The organism is Pseudomonas sp. IT-347P (assembly GCF_949768005.1).
Classification (GTDB): domain Bacteria; phylum Pseudomonadota; class Gammaproteobacteria; order Pseudomonadales; family Pseudomonadaceae; genus Aquipseudomonas.
Window position 1 is genome coordinate 520,507 of sequence record NZ_CATKPQ010000033.1, and the last position, 17,281, is coordinate 537,787.

At 61.3% G+C, this 17,281-nt stretch carries 17 protein-coding genes; 13 read left to right on the forward strand and 4 right to left on the reverse strand.

Annotation, left to right across the window (positions count from 1 at the left end; translation table 11 throughout):
- Positions 1-292 precede the first annotated feature (292 nt).
- The 9 genes from mdcA (at position 293) to madM (ending at position 7,539) form a co-directional block, all read left to right on the forward strand.
- Positions 293-1,963 (forward strand): malonate decarboxylase subunit alpha, encoded by a 1,671-nt coding sequence (gene mdcA / locus ACM6IV_RS15215; protein WP_236427394.1) that lies wholly within the window; start codon positions 293-295, stop codon positions 1,961-1,963.
- Positions 1,963-2,835 carry a triphosphoribosyl-dephospho-CoA synthase gene (locus ACM6IV_RS15220; RefSeq protein WP_414870607.1) on the forward strand — a complete coding sequence of 291 codons (873 nt, stop codon included), beginning with the start codon at positions 1,963-1,965 and terminating at the stop codon, positions 2,833-2,835. Before mdcA ends, ACM6IV_RS15220 begins: the two co-directional genes overlap by 1 nt.
- Positions 2,835-3,134 (forward strand): malonate decarboxylase subunit delta, encoded by a 300-nt coding sequence (locus ACM6IV_RS15225; protein WP_150706385.1) that lies wholly within the window; start codon positions 2,835-2,837, stop codon positions 3,132-3,134. Before ACM6IV_RS15220 ends, ACM6IV_RS15225 begins: the two co-directional genes overlap by 1 nt.
- A complete protein-coding gene (locus ACM6IV_RS15230; protein WP_414870608.1) occupies positions 3,127-3,978 on the forward strand; it encodes a biotin-independent malonate decarboxylase subunit beta in 852 nt (283 codons plus the stop codon). The genes ACM6IV_RS15225 and ACM6IV_RS15230 overlap by 8 nt, the downstream gene beginning before the upstream one ends.
- The gene (mdcE, locus tag ACM6IV_RS15235) at positions 3,975-4,760 is read left to right on the forward strand and encodes a biotin-independent malonate decarboxylase subunit gamma (RefSeq protein ID WP_414870609.1); all 786 of its coding nucleotides are present in this window, start codon (positions 3,975-3,977) and stop codon (positions 4,758-4,760) included. The genes ACM6IV_RS15230 and mdcE overlap by 4 nt, the downstream gene beginning before the upstream one ends.
- Positions 4,754-5,374: a malonate decarboxylase holo-ACP synthase gene (locus ACM6IV_RS15240; RefSeq protein ID WP_414870610.1), complete on the forward strand. Its 621-nt coding sequence runs from the start codon at positions 4,754-4,756 to the stop codon at positions 5,372-5,374. Before mdcE ends, ACM6IV_RS15240 begins: the two co-directional genes overlap by 7 nt.
- On the forward strand, positions 5,371-6,291 hold the full coding sequence (mdcH, locus tag ACM6IV_RS15245) for a malonate decarboxylase subunit epsilon (protein WP_414870611.1): 921 nt from the start codon (positions 5,371-5,373) through the stop codon (positions 6,289-6,291). The genes ACM6IV_RS15240 and mdcH overlap by 4 nt, the downstream gene beginning before the upstream one ends.
- Before the next feature lie 65 nt (positions 6,292-6,356).
- Positions 6,357-6,773, forward strand: a complete 417-nt coding sequence (gene madL, locus ACM6IV_RS15250) for a malonate transporter subunit MadL (RefSeq protein WP_414870612.1) — start codon at positions 6,357-6,359, stop codon at positions 6,771-6,773.
- A 1-nt stretch (position 6,774) separates the two neighbouring features.
- Positions 6,775-7,539 (forward strand): malonate transporter subunit MadM, encoded by a 765-nt coding sequence (gene madM / locus ACM6IV_RS15255; protein ID WP_414870613.1) that lies wholly within the window; start codon positions 6,775-6,777, stop codon positions 7,537-7,539.
- A gap of 195 nt (positions 7,540-7,734) precedes the next feature.
- Here the strand turns inward: madM and ACM6IV_RS15260 are convergent, their stop codons facing one another.
- Positions 7,735-8,655, reverse strand: a complete 921-nt coding sequence (locus ACM6IV_RS15260; protein ID WP_414870614.1) for a LysR substrate-binding domain-containing protein — start codon at positions 8,653-8,655, stop codon at positions 7,735-7,737.
- Positions 8,656-8,796: 141 nt separating this feature from the next.
- Between ACM6IV_RS15260 and trhA the strand changes: the two genes are divergently transcribed.
- Positions 8,797-9,414 (forward strand): PAQR family membrane homeostasis protein TrhA, encoded by a 618-nt coding sequence (trhA, locus tag ACM6IV_RS15265; RefSeq protein WP_038358773.1) that lies wholly within the window; start codon positions 8,797-8,799, stop codon positions 9,412-9,414.
- A 119-nt stretch (positions 9,415-9,533) separates the two neighbouring features.
- On the opposite strand, the gene ACM6IV_RS15270 is transcribed toward trhA, so the two are convergent.
- Positions 9,534-10,451 (reverse strand): LysR family transcriptional regulator, encoded by a 918-nt coding sequence (locus tag ACM6IV_RS15270; RefSeq protein WP_414870615.1) that lies wholly within the window; start codon positions 10,449-10,451, stop codon positions 9,534-9,536.
- Positions 10,452-10,559: 108 nt separating this feature from the next.
- Between ACM6IV_RS15270 and ACM6IV_RS15275 the strand changes: the two genes are divergently transcribed.
- Positions 10,560-11,801: a D-amino acid dehydrogenase gene (locus ACM6IV_RS15275; RefSeq protein WP_414870616.1), complete on the forward strand. Its 1,242-nt coding sequence runs from the start codon at positions 10,560-10,562 to the stop codon at positions 11,799-11,801.
- Between the two features lie 52 nt (positions 11,802-11,853).
- On the forward strand, positions 11,854-12,756 hold the full coding sequence (locus ACM6IV_RS15280) for a transporter substrate-binding domain-containing protein (protein WP_414870617.1): 903 nt from the start codon (positions 11,854-11,856) through the stop codon (positions 12,754-12,756).
- A 121-nt stretch (positions 12,757-12,877) separates the two neighbouring features.
- On the opposite strand, the gene ACM6IV_RS15285 is transcribed toward ACM6IV_RS15280, so the two are convergent.
- Positions 12,878-13,597 (reverse strand): 16S rRNA (uracil(1498)-N(3))-methyltransferase, encoded by a 720-nt coding sequence (locus ACM6IV_RS15285; protein ID WP_414870618.1) that lies wholly within the window; start codon positions 13,595-13,597, stop codon positions 12,878-12,880.
- Positions 13,598-13,749: 152 nt separating this feature from the next.
- A complete protein-coding gene (locus ACM6IV_RS15290) occupies positions 13,750-15,156 on the reverse strand; it encodes an adenosylmethionine--8-amino-7-oxononanoate transaminase (protein ID WP_414870619.1) in 1,407 nt (468 codons plus the stop codon).
- 221 nt (positions 15,157-15,377) lie between these two features.
- Between ACM6IV_RS15290 and ACM6IV_RS15295 the strand changes: the two genes are divergently transcribed.
- Positions 15,378-17,156: a flavin monoamine oxidase family protein gene (locus ACM6IV_RS15295; RefSeq protein ID WP_414870620.1), complete on the forward strand. Its 1,779-nt coding sequence runs from the start codon at positions 15,378-15,380 to the stop codon at positions 17,154-17,156.
- Positions 17,157-17,281 lie beyond the last annotated feature (125 nt).

Below are 17,281 nucleotides of genomic sequence, written 5' to 3' on the forward strand. Positions count from 1 at the left end.
AAGCTGACCCTCACCCCAGCCCTCTCCCGGAGGGAGAGGGGGCCGACCGCAGGATGCTCATAAGTTACGCCGACCTGAAAATACTGCTGTGAATCCATAATCGACTCAGTGGGGCAGGTAGATGTATGGCGCCAGACACCTCGGTCAGTTCCCTCTCCCTCCGGGAGAGGGCTAGGGTGAGGGCGGCTCTTGATCGTTACCCTGAGCGTAATGATTCACCGCCGCGCTTGATTGATGCCCCCATACCACACGCCTACCTTAGCTCCACGACAGCGAACCCCGTGGAGTGAGCATGACAACAACAATTTCCCCCGACTCGCGCTGGACGCGGCGGCGCGATGAGAAGCAGCGCCGCCTCGACAAGGTGCGCGGGCTGGCCGACGGTGTGGTGTTGCCCACCGACAAGATCGTCGCCGCGCTCGAAGCGTTGATTCATCCCGGTGACCGTGTGGTGCTCGAAGGCAACAACCAGAAGCAGGCGGATTTCCTTTCCCGTTCGCTGGCCAAAGCCGACCCGGAAAAGCTCCACGACCTGCACATGATCATGCCCAGCGTCGGTCGCTCCGAGCACCTCGACCTGTTCGAACGCGGCATCGCCCGCAAGCTGGATTTCTCCTTCGCCGGCACCCAGAGTCTGCGCATCAGCCAGTTGCTGGAAGACGGCCTGCTGGAAGTCGGCGCGATCCACACTTACATCGAACTCTACGCCCGACTGGTGGTGGACCTGATCCCCAACGTCGTGCTCTCGGCCGGTTTCATGGCCGACCGCGCCGGTAATATCTACACCGGCCCGAGCACTGAAGACACGCCCGCACTGATCGAACCGGCGGCGTTCAGCGACGGCATCGTCATCGTTCAGGTCAACCAATTGGTCGACGACGTCAGCGAGCTGCCCCGCGTTGATATTCCCGCCTCGTGGGTCGATTTCGTCGTGGTGGCGGACAAGCCGTTCTACATCGAACCGCTGTTCACCCGCGACCCTCGGCACATCAAGCCTGTGCACGTGCTGATGGCGATGATGGCGATCCGTGGCATCTACGAAAAACACAACGTGCAGTCGCTCAACCACGGCATCGGTTTCAACACCGCCGCCATCGAATTGATCCTGCCGACCTACGGCGAATCCCTCGGTCTCAAAGGCAAGATCTGCCGCAACTGGACGCTCAACCCGCATCCGACGCTGATCCCGGCGATCGAGAGCGGCTGGGTGGAGAGCGTGCATTGCTTCGGCACCGAACTGGGCATGGAAAACTACATCGCTGCGCGCCCCGATGTGTTCTTCACCGGTCGCGACGGCTCGCTGCGCTCCAACCGCATGTTCTGCCAACTCGCCGGGCAATACGCGGTGGATCTGTTTATCGGCGCGACGTTGCAAGTTGATGGCGACGGCCATTCCTCGACCGTGACCCGTGGACGCCTCGCCGGTTTCGGCGGCGCGCCGAACATGGGCCACGACCCACGCGGTCGCCGTCACGGCACCCCGGCGTGGCTGGACATGCGCCATGACGACTCGCAGCAACCGATGCTCGAACGCGGCAAGAAACTCGTGGTGCAAATGGTCGAGACCTTCCAGGAGGGCGGCAAACCGACCTTCGTCGAAACCCTCGACGCCGTGGAAGTGGCGAAGAAAAGCGGCATGCCGCTGGCGCCGATCATGATTTACGGCGACGACGTCACCCACCTGCTCACCGAAGAAGGCATCGCCTACCTGTACAAGGCGCGCTCGCTGGAAGAGCGCCAGGCAATGATCGCCGCCGTTGCGGGTGTCACCGCCATCGGCCTGCGCCACAACCCGAAAGACACCGAACGCATGCGCCGCGAAGGCCTGGTCGCCTTGCCCGAAGACCTCGGCATCCGCCGCACCGACGCCACCCGCGAACTGCTCGCAGCGAAAAGCGTGGCCGATCTGGTCGAGTGGTCCGGCGGCCTGTACAACCCGCCCGCCAAATTCAGGAGCTGGTAATGCACGCACTTAACCTGCAAGCGAAACCAATATCTCTGGCTGAGCGATTGGCCGATCTGGCGGTGGACGCGCTGATCGACGAAGCCGATCTGTCGCCGAAACCGGCACTGGTCGACCGTCGCGGCAATGGCGCGCACACCGATCTGCACCTGGGCCTGATGCACGCTTCGGCGCTGGCGTTGTGGCCGGCGTTCAAGGAAATGGCTGAAGCGGCGGTTGCAATCGGCGAAGTCGATTCAACGTTGCGCGAAGCGATTGGCCGCATCGGTCGCGAAGGCGAGCAAGCCATGCTCACGACCACTAACGGCGTGAACACCCATCGCGGGGCGATCTGGGCTTTGGGATTATTGGTGACGGCTGCTGCACTTGATCCGCAATCTTCCAGCGCCAATGCCGTGACCTTGCGTGCTGCACGTCTGGCCTTGCTGGATGATCGCTACGCACCCAAACCTCTGAGCCACGGCGCCCAAGTCGCCCTGCGTTACGGCGCCCGCGGCGCTCGCGAAGAAGCACAACTCGGCTTCCCTTCGGTGTTGCAACGCGGTCTGCCGCAACTCAAGCGCAGCCGCGCCAACGGCCACGGCGAACAGAACGCCAGGCTCGACGCTTTGCTCGCGATCATGATTGACCTCGCTGACACCTGCGTGCTCTACCGCGCCGGCGAAGAGGGTCTGCAGGCCATGCAACACGGCGCGCAAGCCGTGCTCGACGCCGGTGGCAGCGCCAGCCTCAGCGGTCGTCGTCGCTTGCACGAACTCGATCAACAACTCATCGCATTGAATGCCTCGCCCGGTGGCGCCGCCGACTTGCTCGCCGCCACGCTGCTGCTCGATCGCATCGAGCGCGACGGCATCTATCAGGGAGCGTTTTGATGGAAACCCTATCGTTTGAATTCCCCGCCGGGCAGCCGCCACGCGGTCGCGCGCTGGTCGGTTGTGTCGGCTCGGGTGATCTGGAAGTGCTGATCGAGCCGGGTCTGGCCGGCAAGCTGACGATCAATGTGCAGACATCGGTGAACGGTGCGCAGCTGCGCTGGCAGCATCTGTTTGCGCGGATGTTCGACGGCACCACGCCGCCGGCGATGGCCATCGATATCCACGATTTCGGCGCGACGCCGGGGGTGGTGCGCTTGCGCCTGGAACAAGGTTTCGAGGAGGTTGGCCATGACTGACAGCACAGAGCTGCTCAACAAGCACAGCTTCGTCGAACTCGGCGCGCGGCAACGGGCGAAGGCCTTGCTCGATGCCGGCAGTTTTCGTGAACTGCTCGACCCGTTTCAACGGGTCATGTCGCCGTGGCTCGAACGTCAGGGCGTGGTGCCGCAGGCCGATGACGGGGTGGTGATTGCCAAGGGCAGCCTCGATGGTTTGCCGGTGGTCATTGCCGCGATTGAAGGTGCGTTTCAGGGCGGCAGCCTCGGCGAAGTCGGCGGGGCGAAGATTGCCGGCGCGCTGGAATTGGCCGCTGAAGATAACCGCAAAGGCATTCCGACCCGCGCTGTGCTGTTGCTGGAAACCGGTGGTGTGCGCTTGCAGGAAGCCAATCTCGGGCTGGCGGCGATTGCTGATATTCATGCGGCGATTGTCGATTTGCAGCAGTACCAACCGGTGGTCGGCGTCGTGGCGGGCAGCGTTGGGTGTTTCGGCGGTATGTCGATTGCCGCTGCTCTGTGCAGTTATTTGCTGGTGACTCAGGAGGCACGCCTCGGCTTGAACGGCCCGCAGGTGATCGAGCAGGAAGCCGGGATCGAGGAATACGACTCTCGCGACCGGCCCTTTATTTGGAGTCTGACTGGCGGCGAGCAGCGTTTCGCCAGTGGACTGGTCGATCGATATGTCGCCGATGACGTGGCGAAGATTCGTCAGCAGGTCGGCGAATTGCTCCAACAAGGTTTGTCAAAGCTACCGCGCAGTCAACGTGCCGAATGGTTTCTGCAGAAGTTGAGCAGTCTGAACACTGACCCGCAAATCGAACCGTCGGTGGTTCGCGATCTGTATCAAGGAGAGCGCTCATGAGCGGTTATTCGCTGCGTGGTTTGAACTGGTTCGACGCGTTGAGCGCGGGCGCTAAAAGTGTCGAAGGGCTGCCGCCATCGTTGAAGGTTGCCGACGGTGAGCTGGGGCGTTTTATCGCTGTGGTCGCTGACCCGGACAATCGTTTCCCTCGCGCTCGTAATGGCGAAGTCGGTTTGCTCGAAGGCTGGGGTCTGGCCAAGGCTGTGGATGACGCGATCAGCTCTGACCATGGTAAAGCGCAGAAGCGTCCGATCATCGCCATCGTCGATGTGCCGAGCCAGGCTTACGGTCGTCGCGAAGAAGCCCTCGGTATTCACCAGGCGCTGGCCGGTGCGGCGGACAGTTATGCCCGCGCACGATTGGCCGGGCATCCGGTGATTGCGTTGCTGGTCGGTAAGGCGATGTCCGGGGCATTTCTCGCGCATGGTTATCAGGCCAACCGTTTGATTGCGCTGCGTGATCCGGGCGTGATGGTGCATGCGATGGGCAAGGCGTCGGCAGCGCGGGTGACGTTGCGCAGTGTTGAAGAGCTGGAAGCGCTGGCCGCCAGTGTGCCGCCGATGGCCTATGACATCGACAGTTATGCCAGCCTTGGCTTGCTCTGGGAAACCCTGTCGGTGCAGCAGATTGAACAGCCGACGGCCGAGGATCTATCAAGGGTTAACGAATGCCTGAAGCAGGCCATTGGCGATATCTCCGGTACTGACTTGAGCAATCGACTCGGCGCGAAAAACCGTGCGGCCTCCAGCAAGGTTCGCGAATTGCTGAGGGCGCAGTGGTGAACACGCCTCTGGCCCACGACCTGCTCTGGGGCATGACCCCGGCGCAGTTGCCGGCGGATGCGCCACAGTGGGCGGTCGAGTCACTGGACGCCGGGCAACCGGTGGTGGTGCGGCGGGCGTTGAGCGAAGAAGGTTTTGTCGCGGTGGGCGTGCGCGGTGTGTTGCGCGAGCAACGGCTGGCGGCGTTTATGGCGCTGGATTCCATTGCCTGTCGGGTCAGTCCGGAGGCGCTGTGTCACGTCGGCAGCGAGCGCGATCTGCCGGTCATGCAGGCGCTCAAACAACTGCGGCCGATGCTCGACGATTGCGGTTGGGTCTGGGGTGTCAGCGGCAGTGTCGGGTTTGAATTGGCCAGTGGTTTTATCGCGATGCACGCGGCCAGCGATCTCGATCTGATTCTGCGTACACCGCAGCTGATCACGCGTAATCAGGCTCGTAAATTCGTAGAGATTTTCGATCAAGCCGAGTGCCGGATCGACATGCAGTTGCAGACGCCGTTCGGTGCTGTCGCACTGCGCGAATGGGCCAGCGGAACTGCACGCGTGCTGCTGAAAAACGAGCATCAAGCCTGTCTGGTGAGTGATCCATGGAACCCGCAGGAGCAGGCAGCGTGAGCAGCCTGCTGGTATTTCCCGGCCAAGGCGCGCAGCAAGCCGGCATGCTTCAGCGCGTGTCTCGGGAAACGTTGACCGAGGCCAGCGATGTGCTCGGCGAAGATGTCTCGCTGCTTGACTCCAGCGAAGCGCTGCGCACGACAAGGGCCGTTCAGCTGTGCCTGCTGATTGCCGGCGTCGCTGCATCTCGGCAGTTGTTGCAGGACGGACTCTCGGCGAATTACGTCGCCGGCCTGTCCATCGGCGCTTACCCGGCAGCAGTGGTTGCCGGCGCTTTGAGCTTCAGCGATGCGTTGCATCTGGTCAGCCTGCGCGGTGAACTGATGCAGCGAGCTTATCCACAAGGCTACGGCATGACCGCGATCATCGGCCTGCAATTATCCACAGTCGAAATGCTGCTGGCACAGGTACACAGCGAAGACTCGCCGGTGTATCTGGCCAACATCAATGCCGATAACCAAGTGGTGATTGCCGGCAGCGACAAGGCCATGCAAACCGTGGCCGAACTGGCGCGCAGTCGCGGCGCTGGTCTGGCAAAACGTTTGGCAGTGAGCGTGCCGTCGCACTGCCCATTGCTGGGAACACCGGCGCAAACCCTCGCCGAAGCCTTTGCCAAGGTTGAACTGAAAACCCCTCGGATCGCCTACCTGAGCGGCAGTCGCGCGCGCCCTGTGACCAAAGTAGAAGCGCTGCGCGACGACCTCGCCTTCAACATGTGCCGCGTGGTGGATTGGCGCGGCACCGTGCAAAGCGCCTACGAGCGCGGCGTACGATTACAGATCGAGCTGCCGCCCGGTGCGGTGCTGACCGGGCTGGCGCGCCGGGTGTTCGAGCAGGGCACGGTCACTGCCTTCGACAGTGCGCGGCTCGACACCTTGCAGGCGCTGCTGCGTGAGGAGGATGGCCGCCAACTCTAAAACCGCCGACTCAAGCTTCGAACAACAAAAACAACATTCGACGATGCACTTTGAGGACTACAACAATGATTATTTACGGTGTGGCGCTGCTCGCGATCTGTACGCTGGCAGGGGTGATCATGGGTGACATGCTCGGCGTGTTGCTGGGCGTGAAATCCAACGTCGGCGGGGTCGGCATCGCCATGATCCTGCTGATCTGCGCGCGGTTGTGGATGCACAAGCGCGGCGGCATGACCAAGGATTGCGAGATGGGCGTCGGCTTCTGGGGCGCGATGTACATTCCGGTGGTGGTGGCGATGGCCGCGCAACAGAACGTTGTCACGGCGCTGCACGGCGGTCCGGTGGCGGTGCTGGCGGCGATCGGTTCGGTGGTGGTCTGTGGTTGCACGATTGCTTTGATCAGCCGCACGCATAAAGGCGAACCATTGCCTGACGAACCGGCGGAAATTTCTCCGGTCGGCACGCCAGTAGGAGGTCGCTGATATGTGGGATCTCATCGAAAAAGGGCTGGAACATAACGGGCTGGTCACCGCATTCGCCTTCGTCGGCGTGATCATGTGGGTGTCGGTGGTTCTGTCCAAACGCCTGACGTTCGGACGCATTCACGGTTCGGCGATTGCCATTGTTATTGGTCTGGTGCTGGCCTGGGTCGGCGGCACCATGACCGGCGGGCAGAAGGGCCTGGCGGATCTGACGTTGTTCTCTGGTATCGGCCTTATGGGTGGGGCGATGCTGCGTGACTTTGCGATTGTGGCCACCGCGTTTGAAGTGCAGGCGACCGAGGCGAAGAAGGCCGGGATGATTGGTGTGATTGCGCTGCTGCTGGGCACGATCCTGCCGTTCATTGTCGGCGCGAGCATGGCCTGGGCGTTCGGTTATCGCGATGCGGTGAGCATGACCACCATTGGCGCGGGCGCGGTGACTTATATCGTCGGGCCGGTGACCGGTGCGGCGATTGGCGCGACCTCGGATGTGATGGCACTGTCGATTGCCACCGGGTTGATCAAGGCGATTCTGGTGATGGTGGGTACGCCGGTGGCGGCGCGCTGGATGGGCCTGGATAATCCGCGTTCGGCGATGGTGTTTGGTGGTTTGGCCGGGACAGTGAGTGGGGTGACGGCGGGGCTGGCGGCGACGGATCGGCGGTTGGTGCCTTATGGGGCGTTGACGGCTACGTTTCATACCGGGCTTGGGTGTTTGCTTGGGCCGTCGTTGTTGTTTTTTATTGTTCGCGGGATTGTGGGCTGAAAATCAAAAGCCCCTCACCCTAGCCCTCTCCCGGAGGGAGAGGGGACTGACCGCGGGGGATGTTGGAGGTACGCCGACCTGAAAATCCTGAGTCGAACTCAGGTTCTGAAAAACCCCCGATCTGCTCCCTTTCCCCCTCGCCCCCTTGGGGGAGAGGGCTGGGGTGAGGGGGTAGCTGTTGATTTTGATCTTGATCTAAACCCCACCCTGCCGATTCGCATACATCCGACACTCCGCCAACAACGCCAGCAAATTCGGATCCCGCTCCTTGGCCTTCAAGAACACCACACCAATGTGCTGCTGCAACCGGTACTTCTCCTGCAGCGGAATCAGCTTCACCCGGTTCTCATACACCGCCGCAATCCTTCCTGGCAGCAACGCATAACCCACCCCCGAGCTGACCATGCTCAACAGCGTGAAGATGTCATTCACCTGCATCGCCACCTTCGGCTCGAACCCCGCCTGCTTGAATACCCGCACGCCATCCTGGTGGGTCGCAAAGCCCTGGGTCAGCGTGATAAACGTTTCATCACGCACCTCAGCCAGATCCACTTCACTGCGCTGGGCAAACTTCGAGTCCGCCGGGGTGGCGAGGAAGATGTCGTCGGAGAACAACGCAATCTGCTCGCAATCCGGGTCGTTGATGCTCTCGTCCAGTGACACCAGGATCGCGTCGACTTCCATGTTTTTCAGCTTGTAGAGCAGGTCGATGTTCGAGCCGAGGATCAGGTCGATATTGAGTTCGCTGCGGCGGATTTTCAGGCCCATGATCAGTTGCGGCACGGTCTTCACCGTCAGCGAATACAACGAGCCGAGTTTGAAGCGCTCGGCGGAGAACCCGGCGGCTTCGCGGGTCAGACGTACGCTTTCGACGACGTCGTTGATCAGCTTCTGCGCGCGTTCCTCCAATACATAGGCACTTTCCAGCGGCGTCAGATTGCGCCCTTCGTGCTTGAACAGCGGGCAACGCAGGGCGCTTTCCAGTGAATGAATCGCGCGGTGAACGCTGACGTTGCTGGTCTGCAACTCGGCGGCGGCGCGGCTGAGGTTGCCGGTGCGCATGAAGGCGAGGAACACCTCGAGTTTTTTCAGGGTCAACTCTTCGTCGATCAGCATGGCGCGGACTCTTTTTGGTATCGGCCGATTGTGCCCAATTACCACGACATGTGCAGGCTGGTGTTGAACAGAAACATTGCGCTTTTACGCTCAAGGCCCGAGCCTTGCGCGCTGCGGTAACGAATGTGAGGTGAGCAATACATGTATCACGGAGAACGATTGAACGCCTGGACCCATCTGGTCGGGGCGGTGGCGGCATTTATTGGTGGCGTGTGGATGTTGGTGATTGCCTGCCTCGACGGCAGCCCGTGGAAGATTGTCAGCGTGGCGATTTACGCGTTTACCTTGCTGGTGCTTTACAGCGCCTCGACCGTGTACCACAGCGTGCGCGGGCGCAAGAAAGCGATCATGAAGAAGGTTGATCACTTTTCGATCTACCTGCTGATTGCCGGCAGTTATACGCCGTTCTGCCTGGTGACCCTGCGCGGGCCGTGGGGCTGGACGTTGTTCGGGATTGTCTGGGGGCTGGCGCTGATCGGTATTCTGCAGGAAATCAAACCGCGTTCGGAGGCGCGGATTCTGTCGATCGTGATTTACGCGGTGATGGGCTGGATCGTGTTGGTGGCGGTGAAACCGTTGATTGCGGCGCTGGGCACGACCGGGTTTGCCTGGCTGGCGTCGGGTGGGGTTTTGTACACCGTGGGGATTATCTTTTTTGCCCTTGATCACCGGTTGCGGCATGCGCACGGGATCTGGCATTTGTTCGTGATCGCCGGGAGTCTGCTGCACTTTGTGGCGATTCTGTTTTATGTCCTCTAAATTACCGCAGACCCTGTGGGAGCTGGCTTGCCAGCGATGGCGGTGGATCAATCAACATAAGAGTCGACTGACACTCCGTCATCGCTGGCAAGCCAGCCCCCACAGGATTTTCATTCACCTTAGAGTGGTGCAGGGTTCAGGTTATTGAGTTGTTCTTGTGCGCGATCGCTGAAGATTTTCAGCAGGTCACTCAGGGTATGCGGCGGTGGTTCGCTGGCGCGGGTCACGGCGTACAGCGTGATTGGCAGCGATGGAGCCAACGGGCGAATGGTGGTGGTCGCCGAAGATGCGCCGAGGGCCGTGAACGGGTCAATCACCGCCACCCCCGCGCCGGATTCCACCATTGCCCGCGCCAGTGAATAGGTCTGCACGGCAATCCGCACCAGCGGTGGCGGTTCGACCGCTTCCAGATAACTGTCGAGCCGGGCCGCCAACGGATCGGCACTCGACAAACCAATCAACGGCACCCCCGCCAGCGCCATCAACGGCAAGGGTTTTCCTGCCGTCTCAACCGGCCAGAAATCCTTCGGCGCCAACGCGACCAAAACCCCCGATGCCAGCGCTTGCACCTTCAATCCCGGGTGATCGGTCATTTGCAAGGTCAACGCGGCATCCACCTCGCGCATCAACAAACTCTGCATCAGCTCACGGCTGTGGGCGCTGGACAGTTCGCAAGCGATGTCCGGATAACGCGTCGTCCACTGGTGAATTGCCGGCGGTAGCAGCGACAAGGCCAGCGCTGGCGTCGCACCAATGCGCAAACTGTGGCCCGGCTCGCGGCGCAGGCTCTGAGCCAGGCGCCGCACGCTCTGCAGACTTTCCGTGACCTTGTCGACTTCGCGCTCCAGTTCCAGTGCCTCTGGAGTCGCCTGCAATTTGCCACGCACGCGCAGGAACAATGGAAACCCCAGTTGTTGTTCGGCGTGCTGCAACACTTTGCTCACCGCCGGTTGCGAGACGTGCAGCAACTGCGCCGCGCCGCTGACCGAGCCGGTCTGGCGGATGGCCTGGAAAATCTCGATGTGACGTAGGCGCATGGCGAGTCCATAACCTTTGTTTATGGTTCAGGCATCTTTATTCATTGTTCGGCAGCTGTCACCTGGCGCTAACCTCGCAACCGTCTTTAGCAGGGTTCAGAGGCAGCAATGGCTCAGCGTGTGTGCATCATCGGCGGTGGCGTGATCGGGCTGACAACGGCGTATGCGCTGGTGCGCGACGGCTTTGCGGTGACGGTGATCGAGGCGCGTGATTCGCTCGGCACCGAGACCAGTTTTGCCAACGGCGGCCAGTTGTCCTATCGCTACGTTGCGCCGCTGGCCGATGCCGGTGTGCCGGTGCAAGCGATTGGGTGGATGCTGCGCGGCGATTCACCGCTCAAGCTGCGTCCGCGTCTGGACCCGGCGCAATGGCGCTGGATGGCGTCGTTTCTCGCCGCCTGCCGCACGTCGGTCAACCGTGAAAATGCCGCGCATCTGTTGCGGCTGGCGCTGTTCAGCCAGAGCACATTGAAGCGCTGGCGCGAGGACCAGGGAATGGACGGATTCAACTGGCGACGCAACGGCAAACTGGTGACCTTCCGCAATGCCGGCAGCTTTGAGCATGCGCGTAAAGGTTTGGCCGATCCGCAGCAACAGCAGGTGTTGTCCGCCAGCGAGTGCGCGCAACTGGAGCCGGCGCTGGCCGATGCACCGTTTGTTGGCGCGATCTACACGCCGGATGAGGAGGTCGGCGACTGCCACGGTTTCTGTCAGCAACTGGCCGTGCGCTTGAGGGCGTCGGGGCGTTGCGAGTTTCGATTCGGCCAAGCGGTGACCGCGATCCGGCATAGCAATGGGGCGGTCACGGCTATCGAATTGGGCGATGAAACGCTGCCGATCGAGCAACTGGTCATCGCCGCCGGCCATCGCAGTTCACTGCTGGCGCTGCCCGGTCTGCGTTTACCGCTGTACCCGCTGAAGGGCTACAGCCTGACCGTGCCGATCGGCAGCGAACACCGCGCGCCGGACGTGAGCATCACCGACTACGACCGCAAGATCGTTTACGCACGTATCGGCGAACAGCTGCGCGTGGCGGCGATGGTCGATATTGTCGGCTTCGATCCGGCGGTTGATCCACAACGATTGGCGCTGATCAAACGTCAGGCCCGTGACACGTTTCCCGACGCCGGAAACTACGACGCCGCTGTCGAGTGGGCCGGTATGCGTCCGGCTACGCCAACCGGTGTGCCACTCCTAGGCGCCACGGCCTATCGCAATCTATGGCTCAATCTCGGCCACGGTGCGCTTGGTTTTACCTTGGCCTGCGGCAGCGCACAGTTGCTCAGTGAGCTGATTGGCCAACAACATACGTCGATTGATCTGCACGGTTTCAATCCTCGTGCGGCGTGATTGATCAACGCTCTACCGTTCAAAACAACCACATCGACAACGGAGAATAACAATGCAAAAAGTCACGTTGCTTGCCTGTACGCTGGGACTGCTGATAGGCGCTCAGGCCCACGCCAATGAGGCGCCATTGACCGGCACGCTTGGCAAGATCGCCAGCGCCAACAGCATCACCCTGGGCTATCGCGATGCCTCGGTGCCGTTCTCTTACGTGGGCGATAACACTGGTAAACCGATGGGCTATTCGGTGGATCTGGCGGGCAAGATTGTCGAGCGCATCCAGCAGACACTGTCGTTGCCGGAGCTGAAGGTGAAGTACAGCCTCGTCACCTCGCAAACGCGGATTGCGCTGGTGCAGAACGGCACGGTCGACCTTGAATGCGGCTCCACCGGCGTCACCGCCGAGCGGCAGAAACAGGTGTCGTTTTCCTATGGTTTCATCTACGTCAAAGGTCAGTTGCTGACGGCCAGGGACAGCGGCATCAAAAGCTTCGATGATCTGCGCGGCAAGAACGTGGTGACCACGGCGGGCACGACCAATGAGCGCTATCTGAAGAGCTACAACCACGACCATAAACTCGACATGTCAGTGATCAGCGCCAAGGATCACGGCGAGGCGTTCCAGATGCTCGAGTCGGGACGTGCAGCGGCGTTCTATATGGACGACGCGCTGCTCTACGGCGAGCGGGCCAAGGCGCGCGATCCGCACAACTGGGTGGTGGTGGGGGAGGAGCAGTCGCGGGAAATCTACAGCTGCATGGTGCGCAAGGACGATCCGCAGTTTCTGGCGCTGGTGAATGGCGCGTTGGCGGATCTGTACCGTTCGGGTGAGATCAACGGGATTTATCAGCGCTGGTTTGAACGGCCGATTCCGCCGAAGGGGTTGAACCTGGAGTTTCCGATGACCAGCGAGTTGAAGGCGATTATCGCCAAACCGGTCAGCGATCCTGTGGAGTAACGGTTAGACCGAGGCGCTGCCATTCGCGAGCAAGCCCGCTCCCACATGGTTACTTGGGTGGATACACATTTTGTGTTCACTGAAGATCCAATGTGGGAGCGGGCTTGCTCGCGAAGAGGCCCTAAAAATCACCCCAAAGTTGCTGAGCCACCGCCAATGCAACCACCGGCGCAGTCTCTGTCCGCAACACCCGCGGCCCAAGCCGGGCAGCATGGAAGCCGTTGCCCTTGGCCTGTTCAACCTCAGCATCCGTCAACCCACCCTCAGGCCCGATCAGGAACGCCAGCGTCGCCGGCTTGGCATGGCTCACCAGCGGCTCAGCCACCGGGTGCAGCACCAGTTTCAACTCGGCTTCAGTCTGCTTGATCCAGTCCGCCAGCAACACCGGCGGATGAATCACCGGCACCCGCGAACGACCACATTGCTCGCAAGCGCTGATTGCCACTTGGCGCCAGTGCAGCAGGCGTTTGTCGGCGCGCTCATCCTTCAGTCGCACTTCGCAGCGGTCGCTGAAGATCGGGGTGATTTCATTCACGCCCAGTTCGGTGGCTTTCTGAATCGCCCAGTCCATCCGCTCGCCCCGGGACAGGCCTTGGCCAAGGTGGATGTGCAGCGGCGACTCGACCTGGCCTGCGAGTTGTTCGTCGATCTGCACCACCACGCGTTTCTTGCCGACTTCCACCAGCGAACCACGAAACTCGTGGCCGGAACCGTCGAACAGCTGCACCGCATCACCTTCGGCCATGCGCAGTACGCGGCTGATGTAATGCGCCTGGGCCTCGGGCAATTCGTGTTCGCCGGTGCTCAGGGGGGCGTCGATAAAGAAGCGGGACAGTCTCATTTCGGGTCTCTGAAAAGATGTGAATCCGTTGGATCGGTGTCGACTTCATTCGCGAGCAAGCTCGCTCCCACACTTGAAATGCATTCCCCTGTGGGAGCGAGCTTGCTCGCGAAAGCGGCAGTTCGAACACCGCAAATCTCAAACAAGCTGAATCAACCCGGATCGCGAAAGCCGGGATGGAAGTCTTTCGGCACGGCCACACTGACGCTGTCACGTGTGGCGATGTCGATGCCTTCGCTGGCCACTTCGGCCAGAAAGTCGATCTGCTCCGGGGTGATCACATAGGGCGGCAGGAAATACACCACGCTGCCCAGCGGACGCAACAACGCGCCGCGCTCCAGCGCATGCTGGAACACCTTCAAGCCGCGACGTTCCTGCCAAGGGTAGGCCTCTTTGGTGGCTTTATCCTTGACCATCTCGATGGCCAGGACCATGCCGGTCTGGCGCACTTCAGACACGTTCGGATGATCGACCAGATGCGCCGTCGCCGAGGTCATGCGCTGGGCCAGGGCTTTGTTGTTCTCGATGACGTTGTCCTGCTCGAAGATATCCAGCGTCGCCAAAGCTGCCGCGCAGGCCAGCGGGTTGCCGGTGTAGCTGTGCGAATGCAGGAACGCGCGCAGGGTCGGATAGTCGTCGTAGAACGCGCTGTAGACTTCATCGGTGGTCAGGCACGCGGCCAGCGGCAGATAGCCGCCGGTCAGGGCTTTCGACAGGCAGAGGAAGTCCGGACGAATGCCAGCCTGCTCGCAGGCGAACATCGTCCCGGTGCGGCCGAAGCCGACGGCGATTTCGTCGTGGATCAGGTGCACGCCATAGCGGTCGCAGGCCTCGCGCAGCAGCTTGAGGTAGACCGGGTGATACATGCGCATGCCGCCCGCGCCCTGAATCAGCGGCTCGACGATCACTGCCGCAACGCTGTCATGATGCTCGGCCAAAGTCTGTTCCATGGCGGCGAACATATTGCGCGAGTGTTCTTCCCAGCTCATGCCCTCGGGGCGCCCGTAGCAATCCGGGCTCGGCACCTTGATGGTGTCCATCAGCAGCGCTTTGTAGGTTTCGGTGAACAATGGCACGTCGCCGACCGCCATCGCCGCCATGGTTTCGCCGTGGTAACTGTTGGTCAGGGTGACGAAACGTTTTTTGTTCGGCTGGCCGCGATTGAGCCAGTAGTGAAAGCTCATTTTCAGCGCGACTTCGATGCAGGACGAACCGTTATCGGCGTAGAACACCCGGTTCAGGCCTTGCGGGGTCATCTTCACCAGACGTTCGGACAGCTCGATCACTGGCTGATGGCTGAAACCGGCCAGAATCACGTGTTCCAGCTGATCGACCTGATCCTTGATGCGCTGGTTGATGCGCGGGTTGGCGTGGCCAAACACGTTGACCCACCACGAGCTGACCGCGTCGAGGTAGCGCTTGCCTTCGAAGTCTTCGAGCCAGACGCCTTCGCCGCGCTTGATCGGGATCAGCGGCAGCTGTTCGTGGTCTTTCATCTGGGTGCAGGGATGCCACAACACCGCGAGATCGCGTTGCATCCACTGGTTATTCAGGCCCATTTACAGTCTCCTCGAGGCGGCTCGCGACAGGCGCGGGCAAACAATCGCGCAAGCCTATGCAATGCATCGCGCGGGGACAACCCATTGTGTCGATTGAGCTACTTTGTATGAGCCGATAGACGTCGCTGGCGGCGTTTTGATGGCTAACGTATTCTTCGCGGTTCTTTGGGTCGTCTGACCCGCACAACTGCTTTTTTCTGTGTATTTCCGGAGTTCGCTGAATGTCTGTCGGTTGGCTGCGCGCCTGTGCGCTGGTGATGTTGGGGCTGTTCAGCGTTACGGCGCTGGCCAAGGATAAAACCGCAATTGTGATCGGCGGCGGCCTGTCGGGCCTGACTGCTGCTTACGAACTGCAAAACAAGGGATGGCAGGTCACGCTGCTGGAAGCCAAGCCGAGCCTGGGCGGCCGCTCGGGCATGGCCACCAGCGAGTGGATCGGCAACGACAAGACCCAGCCAGTGCTGAACAAGTACGTCTCGACCTTCAAGCTCGGTACCACGCCGGCACCGGAATTCGTGCGTACCCCAGGTTATCTGATCGACGGCGAGTACTTCTCTGCCGCGGATCTGGCAACCAAGCAACCGGCCACCGCCGATGCCTTGAAGCGCTACCAGAAAACCCTCGATGACCTGGCGCGTTCGATTGACGACCCGCAGAACCCGGCGGCGACCAGCACCCTGCACGCACTGGATCAGATCAACGTGTCGAGCTGGCTCGACAAGCAGAACCTGCCAGCCACCGCGCGTCAGTTGATCAATCAGGACATCCGCACCCACTACGACGAACCTTCGCGTCTGTCGCTGCTGTACTTCGCTCAGCAGAACCGCGTGTATCGCGGCATCTCCGACCGTGACCTGCGTGCTTCGCGTCTGGTCGGCGGCAGCCAGGTGCTGGCGCAGGCGTTCGTCAAACAGATCAAAACCATCAAGACCAACTCGCCAGTGTCCGCCATCACCCAGGACAAGGACGGCGTGACCGTCAAGGTTGGCAGCGTCGGTTACCAGGCCGATTACGTGGTGCTGGCCGTGCCATTGCGCGCATTGAACAAGATTGCCCTGACCCCGGCACTGGATGCTCAGCATCTGGCTGCAATCAAAGGCACCAACTACGGCTGGCGCGACCAGATCATGTTGAAGTTCAAGACGCCGGTGTGGGAAAGCAAGGCGCGCATGTCCGGCGAGATTTACAGCAACGCCGGCCTCGGCATGCTCTGGATCGAACCAGCCCTGAAGGGCGGCGCCAACGTGGTGATCAACCTGTCTGGCGACAACGCCCGTGTGATGCAGGCGTTCGGCGACAAGCAGATGGTCGATCAGGTGTTGATCCGCCTGCACGCGTTTTATCCACAGGCCCGTGGCTCGTTCACCGGTTATGAAATCCGTCGCTACAGCACCGACCCGTCGATGGGCGGCGCCTACCTGGCCTTCGGTCCGGGCCAGATCAGCAAGTTCTGGCGCCTGTGGGAACGTCCGCTGCAACGCGTGACGTTCGCCGGCGAACACACCGATACCTTGTTCCCGGGCACGCTGGAGGGCGCACTGCGCACCGGTCAGCGTGCGGCCAGTCAGGTTGAAGATCTGGCGGCGGGCAAGTCGTTTGAACCGGCGAAAGTCGTGCCGGCCGCAGCCGCGGCAGGCGCGGCGGGTGCGGCGGGTGCCGTGGCGGCGAAGAAGGGCAACTTCTTCAGCAACCTGTTTGGCGGTTCGGATGACGAGAAGAAGCCTGAGCCTGTGAAGGCGCCAGAGCCGGCTCCAGCTCCGGTTGCTCCAGCGCCTGCGCCAACCCCGGCCCCTGCGCCAGCTCCGGTGGAAGCGCCGAAGCCTGCGACACCGGTGAAGGCTGAACCGGCGAAAAAAGCGGCAGCCAAGCCTGCAGCGAAGAAGCCTGCTGCGAAAACCGACGCGAAAAAGCCTGCGGCGAAACCGGCAGCGAAGAAGGCTGAGCCGGCGAAGAAGCCAGCGGCCAAGCCTGCTGCCACCACTGAGACGAAGGCGCAGTAAGCCTTTGCTTCAATAAAAAACGCGGCCTTCGGGTCGCGTTTTTTTTCCTGCATTTTTGTCCTTCGCCATCCGGTCACGGAGCTTACTTGTGTACCGGAGCCTTCCCACAAAGTACTCAGAGTGAG

Coding starts and splice junctions, on each gene's coding strand:
- mdcA (WP_236427394.1), top strand. CDS start 293: ATGACAACAACAATTTCCCCCGACTCGCGCTGGACGCGGCGGCGCGAT.
- ACM6IV_RS15220 (WP_414870607.1), top strand. CDS start 1,963: ATGCACGCACTTAACCTGCAAGCGAAACCAATATCTCTGGCTGAGCGA.
- ACM6IV_RS15225 (WP_150706385.1), top strand. CDS start 2,835: ATGGAAACCCTATCGTTTGAATTCCCCGCCGGGCAGCCGCCACGCGGT.
- ACM6IV_RS15230 (WP_414870608.1), top strand. CDS start 3,127: ATGACTGACAGCACAGAGCTGCTCAACAAGCACAGCTTCGTCGAACTC.
- mdcE (WP_414870609.1), top strand. CDS start 3,975: ATGAGCGGTTATTCGCTGCGTGGTTTGAACTGGTTCGACGCGTTGAGC.
- madL (WP_414870612.1), top strand. CDS start 6,357: ATGATTATTTACGGTGTGGCGCTGCTCGCGATCTGTACGCTGGCAGGG.
- madM (WP_414870613.1), top strand. CDS start 6,775: ATGTGGGATCTCATCGAAAAAGGGCTGGAACATAACGGGCTGGTCACC.
- ACM6IV_RS15260 (WP_414870614.1), bottom strand. CDS start 8,655: ATGCTGATCGACGAAGAGTTGACCCTGAAAAAACTCGAGGTGTTCCTC.
- trhA (WP_038358773.1), top strand. CDS start 8,797: ATGTATCACGGAGAACGATTGAACGCCTGGACCCATCTGGTCGGGGCG.
- ACM6IV_RS15270 (WP_414870615.1), bottom strand. CDS start 10,451: ATGCGCCTACGTCACATCGAGATTTTCCAGGCCATCCGCCAGACCGGC.
- ACM6IV_RS15275 (WP_414870616.1), top strand. CDS start 10,560: ATGGCTCAGCGTGTGTGCATCATCGGCGGTGGCGTGATCGGGCTGACA.
- ACM6IV_RS15280 (WP_414870617.1), top strand. CDS start 11,854: ATGCAAAAAGTCACGTTGCTTGCCTGTACGCTGGGACTGCTGATAGGC.
- ACM6IV_RS15285 (WP_414870618.1), bottom strand. CDS start 13,597: ATGAGACTGTCCCGCTTCTTTATCGACGCCCCCCTGAGCACCGGCGAA.
- ACM6IV_RS15290 (WP_414870619.1), bottom strand. CDS start 15,156: ATGGGCCTGAATAACCAGTGGATGCAACGCGATCTCGCGGTGTTGTGG.
- ACM6IV_RS15295 (WP_414870620.1), top strand. CDS start 15,378: ATGTCTGTCGGTTGGCTGCGCGCCTGTGCGCTGGTGATGTTGGGGCTG.